This window comes from Plantibacter flavus, assembly GCF_051487245.1.
In the GTDB taxonomy this organism is placed as follows: Bacteria; Actinomycetota; Actinomycetes; order Actinomycetales; family Microbacteriaceae; genus Plantibacter; species Plantibacter flavus_B.
Window position 1 is genome coordinate 660,267 of sequence record NZ_JAHVDH010000002.1, and the last position, 21,510, is coordinate 681,776.

The window sequence follows — 21,510 nt, forward strand, 5'->3', positions numbered from 1 at the left end:
TTACCGACCTCCGAGAGCGGGTGCCTGCGAGATGAGGGTGTGCCCCCATGTCGATTCGAGGAGCGCCTCGAGTGCCGCGCCGACCCGGTAGAGTCGCGCGTCCTCTCGTGCTGGCGCCATGAACTGGATGCCGACGGGCAGACCGTCCTCCGGGGCGAGGCCGATCGGCACGCTGATCCCGGGGACACCGGCGAGGTTCGCCGGGATGGTGGTGACGTCGTTGAGGTACATCGCCAGCGGGTCGTCGATGCGTTCGCCCAGCTTGAACGCCGTCGTGGGGGCGCTCGGGCTGACGAGGACGTCGACCTGGTCGAACGCTGCGGCGAAGTCCCGCTGAATGAGTGTGCGGACCTTCTGCGCGCTGCCGTAGTAGGCGTCGTAGTAGCCGGCGCTGAGCGCGTAGGTGCCCAGGATGATGCGGCGCTTGACCTCGGGACCGAAGCCGGCCTCACGGGTCGCAGACATGACCTGCTCGACCGTGCCACCGCCCTCAGGCGTGACTCGCAGGCCGAAGCGGACGGAGTCGAACTTCGCGAGGTTGCTCGACGCCTCGGCGGGCAGGATGAGGTAGTAGGCGGCGACGGCGTACTCGAAGTTCGGAGCCGAGACCTCGACGATCTCCGCACCGTTCGCCTCGAGGACGGAGAGCGCCTCCTGGAAGCGGCTGCGGACACCGGACTGGAAGCCCTCGCCGTTCAGCTCCTTGACCACGCCGACGCGCAGGCCGCGGAGGACATCGCCACGGGCGCCCTCGCGGGCGGCCTCGGCCATGGACGGCCAGACGTCGCGGAGCGAGGTGGAGTCGAAGGCGTCATGGCCGGCGATGACGTCGTGCAGCAGCCCGGAGTCGAGCACGGTCCGGCTGACCGGACCGACCTGGTCGAGCGAGGAGGCGAGCGCGATCGCGCCGTACCGACTGACTGCGCCGTAGGTGGGCTTCACGCCGACCGTGCCCGTCACGTGCGCGGGCTGACGGATGGAACCACCGGTGTCGCTGCCGAGCGCGATCGGTGCTTCGAACGCGGCGACGGCAGCAGCGGAGCCTCCCCCCGAACCGCCGGGGATGCGGTCGAGGTCCCACGGGTTGTGGGTGGGGCCGTACGCGGAGTGCTCCGTGCTCGAACCCATCGCGAACTCGTCCATGTTGGTCTTGCCGAGCGGGACGAGGCCCGCGGCACGTGATCGGGCGACGACGGTCGCGTCGAACGGCGACAGGTAGCCCTCGAGGATCTTGCTGCCCGAGGTCGACGGCATGTCCGTCGTGACGAGGACGTCCTTGATGGCGAGCGGGACACCGGCGAGCTCGCCGAGCGTCTCACCGGCGGCACGACGGGCGTCGATGTCGGCTGCGACGTCGAGGGCATGGTCGGAGACATGGAGGAAGGCGTGGACGTCTCCGTCGACCTGCGCAATGCGGTCGAGGTGCGCCTGGGTGGCCTCGACACTCGAGACCTCGCCGGACCGCAGCTTGCTGGACAGTTCAGCAGCGGTGAGACCGATCAGTTCGCTCACTGCTCCTCCCCCAGGATCGCGGAGACCTTGAAACGGCCGTCGGCCGACTCCGGCGCGTTCTGCAGCGCCTGCTCGAGGGTCAGCGTGTTGCCGACGACGTCGTCGCGGTACACGTTCTCCAGCGGGATCGGGTGACTCGTCGCAGGGACGTCAGGCGTTGCGACCTGCTGCACCTTCGCGATGTTGTCGACGATCGAGTCGAGTTCAGTGGTGAGGTGGGCGATCTCGTCCTGGCTCAGGGCGATACGAGCCAGGTTCGCGAGATGCGCGACCTGCTCGGTGGTGATTTCCGACATGCGTCTCCCGTACGTGTAGCGGTGGCGGTCGCTCCAGTCTATTCGCCAGCGGCGTACTCATCCTGCGCCGGTGCGCCCCTACAGTGGGAGCGTGACTCAGAACGACTCCGGCAGCCGTCCCCGTCCACCGCACGAACGTCCGTGGCTGGCGAGTTACGCCGCCGACGTCCCCGACGACATCCCCGAGCAGACCGGTTGTCTGGGCGACCTCGTCGAGGCGTCCGCCGCCAGCTATCCGGACGCGGTGGCTCTCGAGTTCTTCGGCGCGACCACCAGCTACGCAGACCTCGACGCGCTCGTCTCGCGGGCAGCAGCCGGACTCCGTGCCCTCGGCGTCCGCTCCGGTGATCCGGTCGCGCTCATGCTGCCGAACTGCCCGCAGCACATCGTCGCGTTCTACGCCGTGCTCCGTCTCGGTGCCGTCGTCATCGAGCACAATCCGCTCTACACGCCGCAGGAGCTGCGCCACCAGTTCGAGGACCACCGCGCGAAGTTCGCGATCGTCTGGGACAAGGTCGCGCCCCACCTGCAGGACTTCCCGGCCGATCTGGCCGTGCACTCGCTCGTGACCATCGACGTCACGCGCGCGATGCCGTTCACGATGCGTGCCGCCCTCCGGCTGCCCATCCCGAAGGCTCGGGCATCGCGCGCCCAACTCACCGGCCCGGTCAGTGGGACCGTCCGCTGGGAGCAGCTGTTGGACTCGGGCTCATTGCCAGCGTCCCACCCGAAGCCCGCGACGGACTCCCTTGCGCTCATCCAGTACACGAGCGGCACCACTGGCGCACCGAAGGGCGCGGCCCTCACTCACAGGAACCTGCTCGCCAATGCCGCGCAGTCGAGGGCATGGGTCCCGACGGTCACGCGTGGCGCGGCGGTCGTGTACGCCGTGCTGCCGATGTTCCATGCCTACGGCCTCACACTCTGTCTCACCTTCGCGATGAGCATGGGCGCACGGCTCGTGCTCTTCCCCAAGTTCGACCCGGACCTGGTGCTGAAGGTCATGCGCAAGCGCCCACCGACGTTCCTGCCCGCCGTGCCGCCGATCGCCGACCGTCTCCTCGCGGCAGCGATCGAACGCGGGATCTCACTCGCAGGCACGGAGATCGCGATCTCCGGGGCGATGCCGCTGCCGCACGACCTCGTCGTGCCGTTCGAAGCGGCATCCGGTGGATTCCTCGTGGAGGGCTACGGCCTCTCGGAGTGCTCCCCCGTCATCTCGGCGAACCCGGTCGCGGCCAACCGGAAGCCCGGCACGATCGGTCTCCCGCTCCCGAGCACCGAGGTGCGCGTCGTCGACCCCGAAGACCCCGCCGTCGACCGACCGGCGGGCGAGTCGGGCGAACTGCTCGTCCGCGGCCCCCAGGTGTTCCAGGGCTACTACAACAAGCCTGAGGAGACCGCGGCAGTGCTGCTGCCCGGCGGCTGGTTCCGCACCGGCGACATCGTGTCGATCGACGACGAGGGCTTCATGACGGTCGTCGATCGGATCAAGGAGCTGATCATCACCGGCGGCTTCAACGTCGCTCCGAGCGAGGTCGAGCAGGTACTCCGCGGGCACGCCTCCATTGCAGACGCCGCGGTCGTGGGGCTACCCGATGCGCACTCGGGCGAGCAGGTCGTCGCGGCCGTCATCGCTGCACCCGGCGAGACGGTCGACCCGGAGGCGCTGCGCGCGTGGGCCAGGGGGATCCTCACCCCGTACAAGGTGCCGCGGCGGATCGTCGTCGTCGACGAGCTGCCGAAGTCGCTCATCGGGAAGGTGCTCCGCCGCCAGGTGCGCGACTCACTCCTCGCGGCCGACGAGGGCTGAGCCGGCGCTATTGGGCCGTTCCCGAGTCGTCGGACGTCGCTTCGCCGAGCGCCTCCGGCCCTTCGGTGACCAGGATCGCGAACTGCGCCGCGTCGATGATGCGGACGCCGAGAGCTTCGGCCTTCGTGAGCTTGGACCCGGCGCCCGGGCCCGCGGCCACGAAGTCGGTCTTCTTCGAGACGCTCGATCCCGACTTGCCGCCTGCCTGGATGATGGCCTCTTGCGCGCCCTCACGCGTATAGCCCTCGAGTGACCCCGTCGCGACGACCGTGAGTCCGGACAGCACTCCGCCAGCGGCGACCGCTGCCCCGGGACCAGGGTGGCCCGGTGTCGTCCACTGCACGCCGGCCGCGGTCCACTCGTCGACGATGTCGCGGTGCCAGTCGATCTCGAACCACGCGAGCAGAGCGTCTGCGATGATCCCGCCGACGCCGTCGACCTCGGCCAGCTCATCGCGACTCGCCCCGCGGATCGCGTCGAGGGAGCCGAAGTACTCCGCGAGTGAGCGAGCCGCCACCGGCCCGACATGCCGGATGTTGAGCGAGACCAGCAGACGCGCGAGTGGTTTCGTCTTCGCCGCCTCGAGGTTCGCGAGCAGCTCGACGGCGTTCTTCGACGGGACGGTGAACTCGTCGCCGCTGAACTCCGCCGCCGCAGGATCGAACGGACCGTCCTTCTTCGCTCGTCGGCGACGGAACGGCGTCACGGTCTTCTCGGAACCGTCGTCGGTGAGTTTCGGCAGCCCGGTCTCGGAGTCGCGGACGACGACGGTGACCGGGAAGAGGTCGGCCATCGTCAGGGAGAACAGACCGGCTTCAGTGACGAGCGGAGGCTCTGCGGGCTCGAGCGGCTGGGTGAGTGCGGCAGCCGCGACCTCGCCGAGCGCCTCCACGTCGAGGGCACCGCGGGAGCCGATGTGCTCGACGCGGCCGCGCACCTGAGCCGGGCAGCTCTTCGCATTCGGGCATCGGAGGTCGATGTCGCCCTCCTTCGCAGGAGCAAGCGGCGTGCCGCACTCGGGGCAGTCCGTCGGCATCACGAACTCCCGCTCAGAACCGTCTCTGAGCTCCACAACCGGCCCGAGGACCTCTGGGATGACATCACCGGCCTTCCGGAGGACGACGGTGTCGCCGATGAGCACTCCCTTCGCCTTGACGACGTCCTGGTTGTGGAGCGTGGCCTGCCGGACCTCGCTGCCGGCGACCAACACCTTCTCCATCACGGCGAACGGCGTCGCACGCCCCGTGCGCCCCACGCTCACCACGATGTCGAGGAGCTTGGTGTTGACCTGCTCGGGCGGGTACTTGTACGCGATCGCCCAGCGCGGTGCACGGCTCGTCGCGCCGAGTTCGCCGTGCAGGGCCAGATCGTCGACCTTGACGACGACGCCGTCGATCTCGTGCTCGACGCTGTCGCGGTGCGCACCGAAGTACTCGATGAACTCGGCCGCGCCGGTGGCCTCGTCATGGACCTGGTAGTGCGTCGACGTGGGGAGGCCCCAGCTGTTCAAGAGCTCGTACACCTGCGACTGGCGGGCGACGGGTGGGCGCTCCCACGCGCCGATGCCGTGCACGAGCATCTGGAGCCGTTCCAAGCGGTCGTGCATGAGTGCGAGCTGCGCCGGGTTCTTGCTCTCCGCCTTCTGACGCAACGACCCGCTCGCAGCGTTCCGAGGGTTCGCGAAGACGCGCTCGCCGGCGGCGGCCTGCTTGGCGTTGAGTTCGCGGAACGACTCGACCGGGAAGAAGATCTCGCCACGGACCTCGACGACCTCGGGGAAGACGACCTCCGGGTCCTCACTCGTCAGGCGGTCGGGGATGGACCGGATGAAGCGCACGTTCTCGGTGACGTCCTCACCGACGACCCCGTCGCCCCGGGTGGCGGCGCTCACGAGGCGGCCGCGCTCGTAGCGCAGGTTGATCGCGAGCCCGTCGATCTTCAGCTCGCACAGATACTGCACGGACCTGCCTGCGTCTCGCTCGACCTTGGCAGCCCAGGCGAGGAACTCCTCGACCGAGAAGACGTTGTCGAGGCTGAGCATCCGCTCGAGGTGGGTCACCGGTGCGAAGAGCGTCGTCTCGGCGCGGCCGCCCACGGTCTGCGTCGGGCTGTCCTGGCTCTGCAGCTCGGGGAAGAGCCGCTCGAGTTCTTCGAGGCGGTGGATCATCGCGTCGTACTCGGCGTCCGATGCGACGACCTCGTCGCGCTCGTAGTATGCGTCGCGGAGTTCCAGGATCCGGGAGGTGAGTTCCTCTGCCTCGGCGGAAGCCTGCTGGAGCGTCTGTTGGGTGCCGTCTGTCACGACGACAGTCTACGAGTGCCCTCCGACACGCGCAGGGAGTCGACTGTCGGCACGCATTCCCAGATCCGCGCAACGGGGTCCGACACCCCTCGCACGGGGAGTAGGGTGGCGCAGTGCCGCAGGAGTGTTCTGCGCGGAATCGGAGAAGTGATGTCCCAGTCCAGCAGCCCGGGAACGGCGACCGCCCCCACGAGCAAGCAGTTGACGGCCAGGGTCGTCGGCATCTCGATCGCAGCAGCGGTCGGCGGGTTCCTGTTCGGATTCGACTCCTCGGTCGTCAACGGCGCGGTCGATGCGATGCAGGAGCACTTCGCCCTGAGCGACGCACTCATCGGCTTCGCGGTCGCCTCGGCCCTCCTCGGCTGTGCTCTCGGCGCGTATCTCGCCGGACGCATCGCTGACAGTCGCGGGCGCATCTTCACCATGCTGCTGGGCGCTGGTCTCTTCTTCGTGTCGTCGTTCGGCGCAGGGTTCGCCTTCTCCCCCTGGGACCTCGTGATCTGGCGCGTCGTCGGTGGCCTCGGTATCGGTATCGCCTCGGTCGTCGCACCGGCGTACATCGCCGAGATCGCCCCCAGCGCGATCCGAGGACGCCTCGCCTCGCTGCAGCAGCTCGCGATCACCCTGGGTATCTTCGCCGCCCTCCTGTCCGACTCGATCCTGGCCGGCGCTGCCGGCGGCGCCTCGAACCCCCTGTGGTTCGGAGTGGAAGCATGGCGCTGGATGTTCATCGCGTGCGCCGTCCCCGCAGTCGTCTACGGTCTCCTCGCCCTGAAGCTGCCGGAGTCGCCACGCTTCCTCGTCCGTCAGGGCAAAGCCGACGAGGCCCGCCGGATCTTCGCGACCGTGTGGCCCCAGGCCGAGGTCGACCGTGCCGTGAAACTCGCCGAGCAGGCGGTGAAGGATGACAAGGAACAGAAGAAGGCGTCCCTGTGGGGCGGCCGGTTCGGCCTGCTCCCCATCGTCTGGATCGGCATCATCCTGTCGATCTTCCAGCAGTTCGTCGGCATCAACGTGATCTTCTACTACTCGACGACGCTGTGGAAGGCGGTGGGCTTCGACGAGTCGAACTCGCTGCTCATCTCCGTCATCACCTCGGTCACGAACGTCGCCGTGACGATCGTCGCGATCCTCCTCGTCGACCGCGTCGGACGTCGTCCCATCCTGCTCACCGGCTCGATCGGTATGGCCGTGTCTCTCGGGACGATGGCGATCGCGTTCACCCAGTCGACGACGAACGCAGCCGGCGATGTCGCCCTGCCGCAGCCCTGGGGCACGATCGCGCTCATCGCCGCCAACGTCTTCGTCGTCGCGTTCGGCGCATCGTGGGGCCCGCTCGTGTGGGTGCTGCTCGGCGAGATCTTCCCGAACCGTCTGCGGGCGAAGGCCCTCGGGGTCGCCGCCATGGCACAGTGGATCGCGAACTTCCTCATCACCGTGAGCTTCCCGGCCCTCGCGGCGTTCTCGCTGCCCGTCACGTACGGCATGTACGCGCTCTTCGCGCTGCTCTCCTTCGTGTTCGTGCTGACCAAGATCCCGGAGACGAACGGCCTCACCCTGGAGGAGGCGGAGACGCTGTTCGTGAAGAAGCCGAAGAAGCGCGCCACCGCCTGATCCGGACGACGTTGAGAACGCCCCACGAGCGAGGCTCGTGGGGCGTTCTCCGTCTGCTGCGACTCAGGCCGGGATCTCGGCGCCGACGGGCACCGCACTCACCGTACGATCGATCGTGAACTGCCCGAGCACGCGTGTGCCGCTGTAGAGCACCGCGGTCTGCCCGGGGGCGACTCCGTCGAGGGGGGTCTCGGGGTGGACGACGAGCTCGCCGTCGACGAGCGTCAGAGCGGCCGGAACGGGATCGGCATGCGCACGGATCTGCACGTCGCACGCGATCGGCTCGGGGCCGACCTCCGGTGCGCGTCCAGCCCAGGTGAACCGGGAGCCGGCGATCTCGCCGATCGCGAGCGCCTCCTTGGGCCCGACGACGACGGTGTTGTCCTTCGGTCGCACCTCGAGCACGAAGCGCGGGCGGCCGTCGGGCGCTGGGACCCCGAGGTGCAGCCCCTTCCGCTGTCCGACGGTGAACGCGTGCGCGCCCTCGTGCGAACCGACGACGGCGCCGTCCCGGTCCAACACCTGACCCGTCTCGGTGCCGACGCGCTCCCCCAGCCAGCCCTTGGTGTCGCCGTCGGGGATGAAGCAGATGTCGTGGCTGTCCGGCTTATTGGCAACCGTGAAACCGCGTTCGGCCGCCTCGGCACGCACCTCGGCCTTCGACGGGGTCGCACCGAGCGGGAACATCGAATGCGCGAGCTGCTCGGTCGTGAGCACGCCGAGCACGTAGGACTGGTCCTTGGCCCAGGCACTCGCCCGGTGCAACTCGCGGTCGCCCTCCGGCGTCGTCACGATGGTCGCGTAGTGGCCGGTGACCACGGCGTCGAACCCGAGGTCGATGGCTTTCTCGAGCAGGGCGGCGAACTTGATCTTCTCGTTGCAGCGCATGCACGGGTTGGGCGTGCGGCCCGCGCGGTACTCGGCGATGAAGTCGTCGACGACGTCGAGCTTGAACCGCTCGGAGAAGTCCCACACGTAGTACGGGATACCGATGAGGTTCGCCGCACGCTGGGCGTCCATCGAGTCCTCGATCGTGCAGCACCCTCGGCTACCGGTGCGCAGGGTTCCGGGCATCCGGCTGAGCGCCAGGTGCACCCCGACGACCTCGTGTCCGGCGTCCACGGCGCGCGCCGCTGCCACGGCGGAGTCGACTCCACCACTCATCGCTGCCAGAACTTTCACCGGGCAAGTCTACGCGCCACTCGGCGGCCGATCACCCCGTCCGGCGAACCGGCGTCGAAACGACGTCACGGACGCGCGCCGAGCGCGGTGTCCCGATCCGCAGATCCGGCTCGGCTCGCCTGGGCGTGTGCGCGTGGCAGCGCTCGGAGGAATGCATCGACGTCGTCCGCGGTCGTCGTGCGGCCGAGCGTGATGCGCAGCGCAGCCTTCGCCTCGCCCTCGCTGCGGCCCATGGCGAGCAGGACGTGGGACGGTTCCGGCACCCCTGCCTGGCAGGCGGATCCCGTCGACACGGCGACGCCGGCGAGGTCGAGCAGGAAGAGCATCGAGTCTCCCTGCGTGCCCGGGAACACGAAATGGGCGTTCGAGGCGAGCCGGTGGACGGGATCGCCACTCAGCTGCGCCTCGGGCACGGCGGACAGCACGCCGGTGATCAGGCGGTCGCGCAGCTCGCCGAGACGCTCCTGCTCGGCGGCGCGTTCCGCCTCCATGAGTCGTGCAGCGACGGCGAAACCGACGGCGGCCGCGACGTCCTGCGTCCCGGAACGGAGGCCGCGTTGCTGTCCGCCACCGTGCTGGAGGGGCTCGACGACCGCCGACCGGCTCACCACGAGCGCCCCGATACCCACCGGACCCCCGATCTTGTGCGCGGAGACGCTCAGCGCGACGAGTCCGCTCGGCCCCGACGCGCCCGACCCGGCCCGGAGGGTGGTGAGGTCGATCGGCAGATGCCCGTACGCGGAGACCGCATCCAGGTGGAACGGCACACCTGCCGATGCGGCGAGCGCCGCGAGTTCCGTTGCGGGTTGGACGGTGCCGACCTCGTTGTTCGCCCAGAGCGCGGTGGCGACGGCGATGCGGTCGGCGTGCTCGGTGAACTGCGCGGTCGCGGCATCGAGGTCGACGCGTCCGAGGTCGTCGAGCGGGGTCCACGAGGCGAGAGCTCCTTCGTGGCGCTCGAGCCATTCGATGGTGTCGAGGGTGGCGTGGTGCTCCCCGTGGGGCGCGAGGACGACGGGACGGCTCGTGCGGGCCTGGCGCTGCCAGTAGAGCCCCTTGACGGCGAGGTTGATCGACTCCGTGCCGCCGGACGTGAAGACGAGTTCGATCGGGTCGCAGCCGAGCGTCGCCGCGACCGTTTCGCGAGCCTCTTCGAGCAGGCGACGAGCCTGCTGGCCAGGGCCGTGGATTGAGGCCGGGTTGCCGACGGTCGCCATGGCCTCGGCGTAGGCGGCGATCACCTCCGGTCGGACGGGCGTGGTCGCCGCGTGGTCGAGGTACACCACCATGCCGTTCACCGCCTCCGTCGTCTCCGTCTCCGCGAAACATCGCGGACTCATCCACTCACTACTGTAGAACGCATGAACGCTGGTGACCCCCTGCACGATCTCGGCGTGCGTCTCGGCCCGAACGGCGGCGAACTCCGGGTGTGGTCGGAGCACGCCGACGCCGTCGAGCTCGTGATCTTCGACGACAAGGATCCGAACTGGATCACCCGGTCCGTCGACATGACCCGTGATGAGCACGGCGTGTGGAGCGGGCGCTCCCGGAGTCTGATCCGTGGGCGTCGGTACGCGGTGCGCGCCGCTGGTCCCGTCACCCCGAACAACGTCTTCAATCCACAGACCCTGCTGCTCGACCCGTATGCGCGTGGACTCGCCCGGGTGGCGGCCGAGCAGTGGCGTTCCGTCGTCGTGGACGACGCCTTCGATTGGGGCGGTGTGGGGAAGCCGCAGATCCCACTCGACCGCACGGTCGTGTACGAGGCGCACGTGAAGGGTTTGAGCAAGCTGCACCCGGACGTGCCCGAGGAGCTGCGGGGAACCTATGCGGGGCTCGCCCATCCGGCGATGATCGCGCACCTGCACGACCTCGGCGTGACGAGCGTCGAGCTGCTGCCGGTGCACGCGTTCACCTCGGAGCAGCGGCTCATCAAGCAGGGGCTCGTCAACTACTGGGGCTACAACACGCTCAACTTCTTCAGCCCGCACGCGCCGTACGCGACGAAGCGGGCGCAGGCGTCCGGCGCCGATGCGGTCCTCCGTGAGTTCAAGGGCATGGTCAAGCTCCTCCATGAGGCGGGCATCGAGGTCATCCTCGACGTGGTCTACAACCACACGGCAGAGGAGGGCCCAGGCGGCCCCCGCACCAGCTTCCGTGGCATCGACAATGCGAGCTACTACCGTCAGGACGACACCGGCGCCTACATCGACGTCACCGGCTGCGGCAACACCGTCAACTTCGGTCACCCGGTCCCTCAGCGACTCGTGATCGACTCGCTGCGGTACTGGGCGCAAGAGGTCCAGATCGACGGGTTCCGATTCGACCTCGCCGCGACGCTCGGGCGGAACGCCGATGTCGAGTACACCCGCGACCACCCGCTCCTGCATGCGATCCTCGACGACCCGGCGCTCGCGGGCGTGAAGATGATCGCCGAGCCGTGGGACGTGGGCATGGGCGGGTGGCAGACGGGCAACTTCCCCGACGGCTGGCACGAGTGGAACGACCGCTACCGCGACCGCGTCAGGAACTTCTGGCTGTCCGACATCGACTATGCGCGGCGTGCCGACGCCCCGGTCGGGATCGGCGGGTTCGCCACCAGGTTGGCGGGATCGAGCAACACGTTCTCGGCGGAGCGCGGACCGCTCGCCTCGGTGAACTTCATCACCGCACACGACGGCTTCACCCTCGCCGACCTGGTGTCCTACGACGTGAAGCACAACGTCGGCAACGGCGAGGCGAACCGGGACGGCACCGACAACAATCGCTCCTTCAACCACGGCGCTGAGGGGCCGACGGACGACCCGGGGATTCTCGCGGCCCGACGGAAGGCGATGCGCAACCTGCTCGGAACCCTGCTGCTGTCGTCGGGCGTCCCGATGATGACCGCTGGTGACGAGTTCGGTCGGAGCCAGCGCGGGAACAACAACGCCTACTGCCATGACTCCGAGCTCACCTGGGTGGGGTGGTCCAGGGAGCCGTGGCAGGAGCAGCTGCTCGCCCACTCGCGCCGACTGCTCGAACTCCGGCGCACGAACCCGGCGCTTCGGCCGAAGCACTTCGCCGCGGCCGGCACGGATGTCCCGAGCGCGAGTGTCATGGACTGGTTCGACGCCTCGGGCGAGACGATGAGCACTGACGACTGGACGAGCCCCCGCAACCGGACGCTGCAGTTCTTCTCGACGAGCACCCCGGAACTCGAGGAGCTCAACCGCATCCTGCTCATCGTGCACGGTGTGGAACGCCCGACGGAGGTGACGCTGCCGGAGCACGACGGGGTGACGGCCTACCGACGCGTGTGGAACTCGGCGGACGACGTGCCGGCGGAGGACGAGGAGTCCTTCTCACCCGGACAACGTGTGGCGGTGTCCGCCACGTCGATGCAGCTCTTCCGAGCGGTGTGACGATGGCACGCAAGGCGGACAGCGGCGGGACACCAGCGACGGTCGCACTCACGAAGCTCGGTGTGCCGTTCACCCTCCACACCTACGAGCATGATCCGGCGACCCCCAGCTTCGGCTTGGAAGCCGCTGCGGCGCTCGGTGTCGAGCCGACACGGGTGTTCAAGACGCTCCTCGCCGAGGTCGACGGGGCTCTCGTCGTCGGCATCGTCCCGGTGTCCGGTCAACTCGACCTGAAGTCCCTGGCTGCGGCGGTCGGTGGCAAGCGCGCGACGATGGCGGACCCTGGGCTCGCCGAACGCAAGACCGGGTACGTCGTCGGCGGGATCAGTCCGATCGGGCAACGGACGCGACTCCGAACGGTCCTCGACGACAGCGCCCTCGCCCACCCCACGGTGTTCGTCTCGGGCGGCAGGCGGGGACTCGACCTCGAGCTCGCGCCCGAGGGCTTGCGTGACGCGGTCCACGCCGCGGTCGCCCCGATCGGACGCTGAAACCGTTCGGCAGCCGGTCTTCGATCAGGGGTGTTGCCGCGCCGACACCTGGAATCCGTCGAGTTCCCGCACGCGGTCGAGGGAGACCGCGGCGTTCAGCTGATGCACGCCCGCAGGAAGCGCGGCGCTGCCGACCGCCGCGAGCGCGGCGATGACCCCCGTCGCACGGGACTGACCACGCCCTGTCGCCCATGACAGCGCGCCGTCCGCCGCCTCGGCGAGGACGGTCCAGCGGTCTCCACCCGGCAGATGGATGCCGGTGGGCAGCCGCCGGGCGCCAGGGATCCTCGTCAGGATGGCGAGGAGCGCCGTACTGGAGCGGTCGTCCGTCGCAAACGATGTGCGGACTGTCCTGCCGAGCGTCCGGGTCAGGGTGTGCTGGTCGGCGAAGTCGGCACGCAGCAGTCGTCGGTGACGGCCATCAGGCAACCTGAATGTTCGGGCCTCGGTGAAGTTGCGCACGGGTCGTCCGGTGCCCGGGTCGGGGAACCTCCGACCGAGAAGACCAGAGGTCCACGCTGCGGCCGCTGCACCGTGCGCGTCACCTGCTCCGAGGACGATCCCGATGTCGATCGGCATCGACGGTTCGGAACGGCTGGCGACATCCTCGGCCAGTAGGTTGGTGAGCCCCGGCGCCAGACCGACTCCGAGCAGAACCGGGACGTCGAAGCGGCCACCCGCCACACGCGCGAGGTAGGTCTCGGTGGCACTGATCTCGACGAACGCAGCTCCTGCGCGAGCCGACGCGCGGACGAGCGCCGGAGCCTCGACGCCGCTGGCGTTCACGACGACGCTCGCATGAGCCGTGGCGATGGCGTCCGACACCACGTCGAACGGGCCCGACGGGTCGACGATGAGGTCGGCTCCGGGCCGTCGTCCGGCCGCGATCGTGCGGATTCCGCGCGAACGCAGGGTCTCGACGATAACGGTGCCGACGGCGCCGCTGGCTCCGAGGACGAGTGCGTGCATGGTCTTCCCTTCCGGACCCCACGATGAGGACTATCAGTAGCCAGACTACAACTTGTAGTCACACTTCAGATACTTTGCGACTGAGCTACGCTCGAACCATGTCGACAGCTGACCAGACGCCTCGGATCGACGGACGCCGGAGCCGTGGCGAACGGACGAGACGAGCCGTCGTCGAAGCCGCAATCGGACGATTCGAGGAAGACGGCTACAACGGCGCCTCGATCAGTTCCATCGCCGCCGCCGCCGGGGTCGGCGAGCAGACGGTGTATTACGGCTTCGGTTCCAAGCGGGAGATCCTCGCTGCGGCACTGGACCTGGCCACAGCCGGTGCCGACGCCGATACCCCGTTCGTCGAGCGCGGTTGGGTCGTCTCGGCGATCTCGGCGCCGACGGCGCTGGAACAACTCCAGCATCAGGTGCGGGGCGCCGAGGCCGTCCTCGAGCGATCCGGAGCACTGCTCGACGTCGTCCGAAGCGCCGCGTCGACTGACCCGGCCATCGCCGCTCTCTGGCGCGACAATCTCGCCCAGCGACGCCACGCGCAACTTGTGTTCGCTCGCGCTCTCGACAGTCGCGGCGCACTGCATCCCGAGCTCACGACGTCGTTGGCCGCCGATCTCGCGCTCGCGGCGACGAGTCCGGAGAGCTGGTGGCTCCTCCGGCGGGAACGCGGCCTCGGACGCGAAGCCTGGATCCGGTGGACGACGGCCGCGCTCGCTGGAGCGCTCCTCGCCCGCGCGGAGTGAATCGCAGCCCTACGGCGTCGCGAGCGCCACGAGACCGAGTTCCGCCGGGCTGAGCAGCAGCTCATGCTTCGGGACGATGCGCACCGTGTATCCGAAACCGCCCGCCCGGTCGAGCGGCAGTGTGCCGGCGAACTCCAGCGTGTGTTCAGGCCGGCTCGTCGAGGATGACTCCTGCCAGTCGAGCGGCTGGGTCCGGATGTCGTGCAGTTCTCCACCGACACCGGCGACGCCGCAGACGACCTCGACCGTCACGTCGTCGGGGGTCAGGCTGCCGAGCTGCACATAGGCGCGGAGACGGAGCACGTCGCCGACCTGTGGCACCTCGTCGACACCGCCACTCTCGACGTGGGCGACGGCCAACTGCGGCCAAGCGTCAGTCACTCGGCGCTTGTAGGCCGCGAGGTCCCTGGCGCCCTGCTGCTCGGAGGAGTTCAGACGGCTCTCCATAGCCGCGGCGGGCAGGTACATGCGCTCCGTGTACTCCCGCACCATGCGGTCGGCGCTCAGCGGTTCGGAGAGCGTGGACATGGTGTGTCTCACCATGTGCATCCACCGGGTCGGCACCTGATCGGCGTCGCGTTCGTAATACCGTGGTGCGAGCTGGTGCTCGATGACCTCGTAGAGGGCTGCCGCTTCGAGGTCGTCTCGTTCGTCATCGTTCGTCGCCCCGTCCGCGGTCGGGATCGCCCAACCGTTCTCCCCGTCGGAGAACTCATCCCACCAGCCGTCGAGGATCGAGAGGTTGAGGGCCCCGTTGAGGGCGGCCTTCATCCCCGACGTCCCGCAGGCCTCCAGCGGACGAAGCGGGTTGTTCAGCCACACGTCGCAGCCCGGGTACAGCGTCTTCGCCATCCCGATGCCGTAGTCGGGCAGGAACACGATCCGCGAGCGGAGCTGCGGGTCTTGCGAGAACTGGACGAGCTGCTGGATGAGCCGTTTGCCGTCGTCGTCCGCCGGATGCGACTTGCCCGCGACGACGATCTGCACGGGCCGCTCGGGGTGGAGCAGGATCGCCCGCAGGCGTTCCGGATCCCGCAGCATGAGCGTGAGCCGCTTGTAGCTCGGCACCCGGCGGGCGAAGCCGATCGTCAGGACGTCCGGGTCGAGCAGGTCATCGATCCAGGCGGGCACGACGGCGTTCGGGTTCTCGGTGCGTGAGCCCGCCGAGATCCGGCGTCGAACGTCGGTGACGAGTCGCTCACGCATGCCGCGTTTGAGCGCCCAGAGGTCTCCGTCGGTGATCGACGGGTCAGCCCAGTCGGCGTGGCTCGTGTCGGCGCTCCCCCACCGCTGCTCGGCGAACCCGATCAGCGCAGGGTCCGTCCAGCTCGGCGCGTGCACACCGTTCGTGACGGATGTGATCGGCACCTCTGCGACGTCGTACCCCTGCCACAGTCCGCCGAACATGGCGCGACTCACCGCGCCGTGCAGCTTGCTCACGCCGTTGGCGCGTTGCGCGAGCCGAAGCCCCATGATCGCCATGTTGAACACGTCGGGCGAGCCACCGTTGGCGGTCTCGTCACCGAGCGACAGCACCTCCTCGGGTGCCACGCCCGGCAGCAGGTCCCCGGTGAAGTACCGCGTGATGACCTGACGGTCGAATCGGTCGATGCCCGCGGGCACGGGCGTGTGCGTGGTGAACACCGTGCCGCCCCGCACGAGTTGGAGTGCCTCGTCGAAGGAGAGACCGTTGCCGACGAGGTCGCTGATCCGTTCGAGTCCGAGGAACCCGGCGTGCCCTTCGTTCGAGTGGTACACCTGCGGCAACGGGTGGTCGGTGAGCTCGCTCCACTGTTTGATGGCACGGACGCCACCGATCCCGAGCAGCAGCTCCTGCAGCAGGCGGTGCTCGCCACCGCCTCCGTACAGCCGGTCGGTCACGGTGCGGAGTTCGGCGACGTTCTCGGGGATGTCGGTGTCGAGGAGCAGCAGTGGCACTCGCCCGACATCAGCGATCCACACCCGCGCGTTGAGCGTCCGGTCCTCCGGCAGAGCCAGGGTGACGGTCACCGGGGTTCCGTCCGGTTCACGGAGGACCGTGACCGGCAGACCGTCCGGGTCCTGCACGGGATAGCTCTCCTGCTGCCAGCCGTCTCCAGTGATGGCCTGCGCGAAGTACCCGGAGCGGTACAGCAGGCCGACGCCGACCAACGGTACGCCGAGGTCGGAGGCGCTCTTCAAGTGGTCGCCGGCGAGGATCCCGAGGCCACCCGAGTACTGCGGGAGCGCGGCCGCGATCCCGAACTCGGGAGAGAAGTACGCGATCGACTGCGGTTTCGGGTCGGGGAGCCCCTGATACCAACGGGGTCCCTCCAGGTAGTCACGAAGCTCGGCATGCAGTGCGTCCGCGCGCGCGACGAACTCCGCATCGGCCGCGAGCTCGGCCAGACGCTCCGGTGTCACGAGGCCCAGACCACTGATCGGATCGTGTTCCGTGTCCCGCCAGATGTCCGGCGCGATCTCGTCGAACAACCGCTGCGTCGGTTCGTGCCACGACCAGCGCAGGTTGGCGGCCAGGGCGGCGAGCGCGGTCAGGGACTCGGGGATGAGCGCACGGACGGTAAACCTGCGGATAGCCTTCACGCGCTCACTCTAGAGCACCGCGCAGGCTGCTCTCGGGCTGCGCGAGGCCCGCTCGAGGCCCGCTCGAGGCGAACAGTGCGTGACTTCTCTCTAGCATGATGCGCGACACCCCGCGCACCCCGTCATCGTGGCTCGATTCGCGGTACGGTCGGACGAGTGGCACCGAAGGAGATGGAACGCACCATGCCGAAGTCAGCACCGCAGTCCCCCGCCGTCGCGCAGTCCGGCGCGATCCAGAACCTCTCCCCCGTGACGCCACGGATCGGCCGGATCCCGATCCTCGATCCGACGCCTCGCGTCGACGACGGTCGATGGCCGGCGAAGGCCTTCAACGGCGAGGTCGTGCCTTTCGGAGCGACGGCGTTCCGCGAGGGCCACGACCTGATCGGCGCAGAGCTCGTGCTGACCGCTCCGGACGGTTCGACCCGAGTGCACCGGATGGCGCCTGGCGCCCGCGGGACCGACCGTTTCCAGGTCGAGGTCCAGCTCGGCCTCGAAGGCACCTGGACCTACCAGGTACGTGCGTTCGCGGACGAGTTCGCGACGTGGGAGCACAACGCTCGCGTGAAGATCGAGGCCGGCATCGACGTCGAGGTGATGTACGCCATCGGTGCCGAGCTGTTCGAACGATCCGCCACCGACAAGCAGCGTCCGCTCAAGGACCGCCGCCTGCTGACCGCTCGCGCCGCCCTGCTCCGCGACACCACCGCTGCACCGGACGCGAGATTCGCGGTACTCGACGATGAGCAGGTGCTCTCGATCGCCCGCCGACAGCCCTTCGCCGGTCTCAGCAGCTCCAGCGAACCGCTCACCATCCGGGTCGAACGCACTCGAGCGGGTGTCGGATCCTGGTACGAGTTCTTCCCCCGCTCCGAGGGCGCCAAGCGGCGAGCTGACGGTTCATGGAGCTCCGGGACGTTCCGCACGGCGGCCAAGCGGCTCCCGGCGGTCGCGGCGATGGGCTTCGACGTGCTCTACCTGCCGCCGATCCACCCGATCGGTGAGGCCTTCCGCAAGGGGCCGAACAACACCCTGACCCCTGGTGAGCACGACCCGGGCTCGCCCTGGGCGATCGGTGGACGAGCCGGTGGGCACGACGCGATCCACCCCGACCTCGGCACCGAGAGGGACTTCACGTACTTCGTCGGGCAGGCGAAGAAAGTGGGCCTCGAGATCGCTCTCGACCTCGCCCTCCAGGCCTCGCCCGACCACCCCTGGGTCGCCGAACACCCCGAGTGGTTCACCACGCTGCCCGACGGCTCGATCGCGTATGCCGAGAACCCGCCGAAGAAGTACCAGGACATCTACCCGGTCAACTTCGACAACGACCCTGAGGGCATCCGCACCGAGGTGTTGCGCATCGTGCGCCATTGGATGTCGCTCGGCGTGCGCATCTTCCGCGTCGACAACCCGCACACGAAGCCGCTCGACTTCTGGGAGTGGCTCATCGGCACGATCAACGCGACCGACCCCGACGTCGTGTTCCTCGCCGAGGCGTTCACGCGCCCCGCCCTGCTGCAGGGGCTCGCGAAGGTCGGGTTCCAGCAGAGCTACAGCTACTTCACCTGGCGGAACACCAAGGAGGAACTCGAGGAGTTCCTCGGGTCCGTCGCGACCGACACCGCGGACTTCCTGCGCCCGAACCTCTTCGTGAACACCCCGGACATCCTCACCGAGTACCTGCAGTTCGGCGGTCGTGCCGCCTACAAGGTCCGGGCGGCGATCGCAGCGACGGCGGCGCCGACCTGGGGCGTGTATGCAGGGTACGAACTCATCGAGAACGTCGCACGGCCCGGCGCCGAGGAGAACATCGACAGCGAGAAGTACGAGTACCGCCCTCGCGAATGGGCGAAGGCCGAAGCCGCCGGCACCTCGCTCGCGCCCTACCTGACCCTCCTCAACGAGGCGCGACGCGCGCACCCGGCTCTCCGCCAGCTGCGCAACATCCGCTTCCACTGGAGCGACGACGAGCAGATCCTCGTCTACAGCAAGCACCTCGCTGCCGAGTTCACCGGGACGGCCGCAGACGACACGATCATCGTGGTCGCGAACCTCGACCCTCATTCGGTCCGCCAGACGATGGTCCACCTCGACCAGACCGTCTTCGGCGGCACTCCGGGCGGCAGCCTCGACGTCACCGATCTCGTCACCGGTGCCGAGTGGATCTGGTCCGACAGCAATTTCGTGAAGCTCGATGCGTTCACCGAACCGGTGCACATCCTGAAGGTGAGGCCCCGCCCATGACCCAGTCGTCGCAGACTCCACCGCCGAGGCGTTCCGGACGCCGAGCGGCCGTCCGACCCGAGCCCGAACCTCCGCAGCCGCACGAGCTCACACTGCCCGCTGTCGAGGACTGGATCCTCGACGCGGTGGCCGAAGGTCGCTACCACGACCCGCACGCCGTGCTCGGGCAGCATCTCGTCACGGTCGACGGCGTGAGCGACCCGCTCGTCGTCGTGCGGGCTCGTCGACCCCTCGCCCAGCAGGTGACCGCGGTCCTCACGAGCGGTGCCCGGGTCGAGCTGGCCCACCTCCGCAACGGCGTGTGGCAAGGGTTCCACATCGACGGAATCGTCGACTACACACTCGAAGCCCGGTACGACGACGGGGTGACCTGGGCCGCCGACGAGCCGTACCGGTTCGCGCCGTCCATCGGAGAGCTCGACCTCCACCTCATCGGCGAGGGCCGCCACGAACAGCTGTGGGAGGCACTCGGTTCGCACGTCACCGAGCTGCCGGGAGTCACCTCGTCCACCGCGGGCACCGCGTTCTCCGTCTGGGCACCGCATGCCAGGGCGGTCCGGGTGATCGGTGACTTCAACTCCTGGGACGGCGCGGCGCACGCCATGCGCAACATGGGCGCGACGGGCGTCTGGGAGCTGTTCGTCCCCGGCCTCGGCACCGAGGAGCTGTACCGCTTCGAGATCCTCACCCCTTCGGGCGAGTGGGTCCGTCGCTCCGACCCGATGGCACGCCACACCGAGGTCTCCCCCGCCACGGCCTCCATGACGGGCATCAGCTCGTACACCTGGACCGACGGCGACTGGCTCGCGCGACGCGCGGCCGGCGACCCCCATAACGGTCCCATGAGCGTCTACGAGCTGCACGTCGGCTCATGGCGCCCCGGGCTCGGCTACCGCGAGCTCGCCGACCAGCTCATCGACTACGTCCTCGAACTCGGGTACACCCACGTCGAGTTCATGCCGCTCGCCGAGCACCCGTTCGGCGGCTCCTGGGGCTACCAGGTCACCGGGTACTACGCGCCCACGAGCCGGTTCGGGACGGGCGACGACCTCAAATACCTGATCGACCGTCTGCACGGCGCTGGTATCGGCGTCCTCATGGACTGGGTGCCCGGGCACTTCCCGAAGGACGAGTGGGCACTCGCGAACTTCGACGGCCAGGCGCTCTACGAGCACCCGGACCCGCGGCGAGGCGAACAGCTCGACTGGGGAACCCTGGTGTTCGACTTCGGCCAGCCCCAGGTGAAGAACTTCCTCGTCGCCAATGCGCTCTACTGGCTCGAGGAGTTCCACGTCGACGGCCTGCGCGTGGACGCCGTCGCTTCCATGCTCTACCTCGACTACTCCCGCAAGGAGGGCGAGTGGCTGCCGAACATCCACGGTGGCCGTGAGAACCTCGAGGCCATCAGTCTCCTTCAGGAGGCCAACGCGACGGCGTACAAGCGCAACCCCGGCATCGCCATGATCGCCGAGGAGTCCACGAGCTGGGGCGGGGTGACGGCACCGACGAGTGGAGGCGGCCTCGGCTTCGGCCTGAAATGGAACATGGGCTGGATGCACGACTCGCTCCAGTACATCCAGCACGACCCGCTCTACCGTTCGCACCACCACGGTGAGATCACGTTCTCGTTCCTGTACGCCTTCAGCGAGAACTTCATGCTGCCGATCAGCCATGACGAGGTCGTGCACGGTAAGGGCTCGCTCCTCGCGAAGATGCCCGGCGACCACTGGCAACAGCTCGCGAACATGCGCGCCTACCTCGCCTTCATGTGGGCGCACCCTGGCAAGCAGCTGCTGTTCATGGGCCAGGAGTTCGGTCAGCCCTCGGAATGGTCCGAGGAGCGCGGACTCGACTGGTGGATCCTCGACCAACCGAGCCATCGTGCCCTGCTCGGTCTCGTCTCCCGCCTCAACACCGTGTACAAGGAGCACCCGGCCCTGTGGGCCCGGGACCACGAGGCCGGTGGCTTCGAATGGCTCGACGGGGGCGACTCCCGCAACAGCGTGCTGTCGTTCCTGCGATGGGATCACGACGGCAACGTCGTCGCGGCGCTCGTCAACTTCTCGGGTGCCCCGGTCGGTCCCTACCGGGTCGGCCTGCCGAAAGCCGGCCGCTGGGAGGAACTCCTCAACACCGATGCTGTCGAGTACGGCGGTTCCGGGGTCGGGAACTACGGTGCGGTCGAGGCGACGGACACGCCGTGGGCTGGACGCCCTGCGTCCGCCGAGCTCACCCTGCCTCCGCTCGGGATGATCTGGCTGCGCCACATCGGCTGAGCAGGCCGACCATCCGCTGCGATACGACGACGGCCCACCTCCTGATGGAGGCGGGCCGTCGTCGCCGGAGCGGAGGAA

At 68.7% G+C, this 21,510-nt stretch carries 14 protein-coding genes; 7 read left to right on the forward strand and 7 right to left on the reverse strand.

The features are described 5' to 3' along the window. Positions 1-1,512: an Asp-tRNA(Asn)/Glu-tRNA(Gln) amidotransferase subunit GatA gene (gatA, locus tag KXS11_RS06885; RefSeq protein ID WP_437384805.1), complete on the reverse strand. Its 1,512-nt coding sequence runs from the start codon at positions 1,510-1,512 to the stop codon at positions 1-3. After that, positions 1,509-1,808: an Asp-tRNA(Asn)/Glu-tRNA(Gln) amidotransferase subunit GatC gene (gene gatC, locus KXS11_RS06890; RefSeq protein ID WP_437384806.1), complete on the reverse strand. Its 300-nt coding sequence runs from the start codon at positions 1,806-1,808 to the stop codon at positions 1,509-1,511. Before gatC ends, gatA begins: the two co-directional genes overlap by 4 nt. Before the next feature lie 91 nt (positions 1,809-1,899). Between gatC and KXS11_RS06895 the strand changes: the two genes are divergently transcribed. Next, positions 1,900-3,621, forward strand: a complete 1,722-nt coding sequence (locus KXS11_RS06895; protein ID WP_437384807.1) for a long-chain-fatty-acid--CoA ligase — start codon at positions 1,900-1,902, stop codon at positions 3,619-3,621. A 7-nt stretch (positions 3,622-3,628) separates the two neighbouring features. Here KXS11_RS06895 and ligA read toward each other — a convergent pair whose 3' ends face one another. Then, positions 3,629-5,923, reverse strand: a complete 2,295-nt coding sequence (gene ligA, locus KXS11_RS06900; RefSeq protein WP_437384808.1) for an NAD-dependent DNA ligase LigA — start codon at positions 5,921-5,923, stop codon at positions 3,629-3,631. Positions 5,924-6,073: 150 nt separating this feature from the next. On the opposite strand from ligA, the gene KXS11_RS06905 reads away from it, so the two are divergent. Then, a complete protein-coding gene (locus KXS11_RS06905; protein ID WP_437384809.1) occupies positions 6,074-7,537 on the forward strand; it encodes a sugar porter family MFS transporter in 1,464 nt (487 codons plus the stop codon). A gap of 63 nt (positions 7,538-7,600) precedes the next feature. Here KXS11_RS06905 and mnmA read toward each other — a convergent pair whose 3' ends face one another. Both mnmA and KXS11_RS06915 read right to left on the reverse strand, forming a co-directional pair. Further along, a complete protein-coding gene (gene mnmA / locus KXS11_RS06910; protein WP_437384810.1) occupies positions 7,601-8,719 on the reverse strand; it encodes a tRNA 2-thiouridine(34) synthase MnmA in 1,119 nt (372 codons plus the stop codon). 65 nt (positions 8,720-8,784) lie between these two features. After that, positions 8,785-10,008 (reverse strand): cysteine desulfurase family protein, encoded by a 1,224-nt coding sequence (locus KXS11_RS06915; protein WP_437384871.1) that lies wholly within the window; start codon positions 10,006-10,008, stop codon positions 8,785-8,787. A gap of 72 nt (positions 10,009-10,080) precedes the next feature. Here KXS11_RS06915 and glgX point away from each other — a divergent pair, with 72 nt between their 5' ends. Beyond that, positions 10,081-12,123 (forward strand): glycogen debranching protein GlgX, encoded by a 2,043-nt coding sequence (glgX, locus tag KXS11_RS06920; RefSeq protein ID WP_437384811.1) that lies wholly within the window; start codon positions 10,081-10,083, stop codon positions 12,121-12,123. A 2-nt stretch (positions 12,124-12,125) separates the two neighbouring features. After that, on the forward strand, positions 12,126-12,614 hold the full coding sequence (gene ybaK / locus KXS11_RS06925; protein WP_437384812.1) for a Cys-tRNA(Pro) deacylase: 489 nt from the start codon (positions 12,126-12,128) through the stop codon (positions 12,612-12,614). A 24-nt stretch (positions 12,615-12,638) separates the two neighbouring features. On the opposite strand, the gene KXS11_RS06930 is transcribed toward ybaK, so the two are convergent. Continuing rightward, complete coding sequence (locus KXS11_RS06930) at positions 12,639-13,583, reverse strand: saccharopine dehydrogenase (RefSeq protein ID WP_437384813.1); 945 nt, start codon at positions 13,581-13,583, stop codon at positions 12,639-12,641. Between the two features lie 98 nt (positions 13,584-13,681). Between KXS11_RS06930 and KXS11_RS06935 the strand changes: the two genes are divergently transcribed. Then, positions 13,682-14,329 (forward strand): TetR family transcriptional regulator, encoded by a 648-nt coding sequence (locus KXS11_RS06935; RefSeq protein WP_437384814.1) that lies wholly within the window; start codon positions 13,682-13,684, stop codon positions 14,327-14,329. Between the two features lie 9 nt (positions 14,330-14,338). Here KXS11_RS06935 and glgP read toward each other — a convergent pair whose 3' ends face one another. Beyond that, positions 14,339-16,912 (reverse strand): alpha-glucan family phosphorylase, encoded by a 2,574-nt coding sequence (gene glgP, locus KXS11_RS06940; protein WP_437384815.1) that lies wholly within the window; start codon positions 16,910-16,912, stop codon positions 14,339-14,341. 183 nt (positions 16,913-17,095) lie between these two features. On the opposite strand from glgP, the gene KXS11_RS06945 reads away from it, so the two are divergent. Next, entirely contained in the window at positions 17,096-19,156 is a 2,061-nt protein-coding gene (locus KXS11_RS06945; RefSeq protein ID WP_437384816.1) for a maltotransferase domain-containing protein, read from the forward strand. Then, positions 19,153-21,432: a 1,4-alpha-glucan branching protein GlgB gene (gene glgB / locus KXS11_RS06950; protein WP_437384817.1), complete on the forward strand. Its 2,280-nt coding sequence runs from the start codon at positions 19,153-19,155 to the stop codon at positions 21,430-21,432. Before KXS11_RS06945 ends, glgB begins: the two co-directional genes overlap by 4 nt. Positions 21,433-21,510 lie beyond the last annotated feature (78 nt).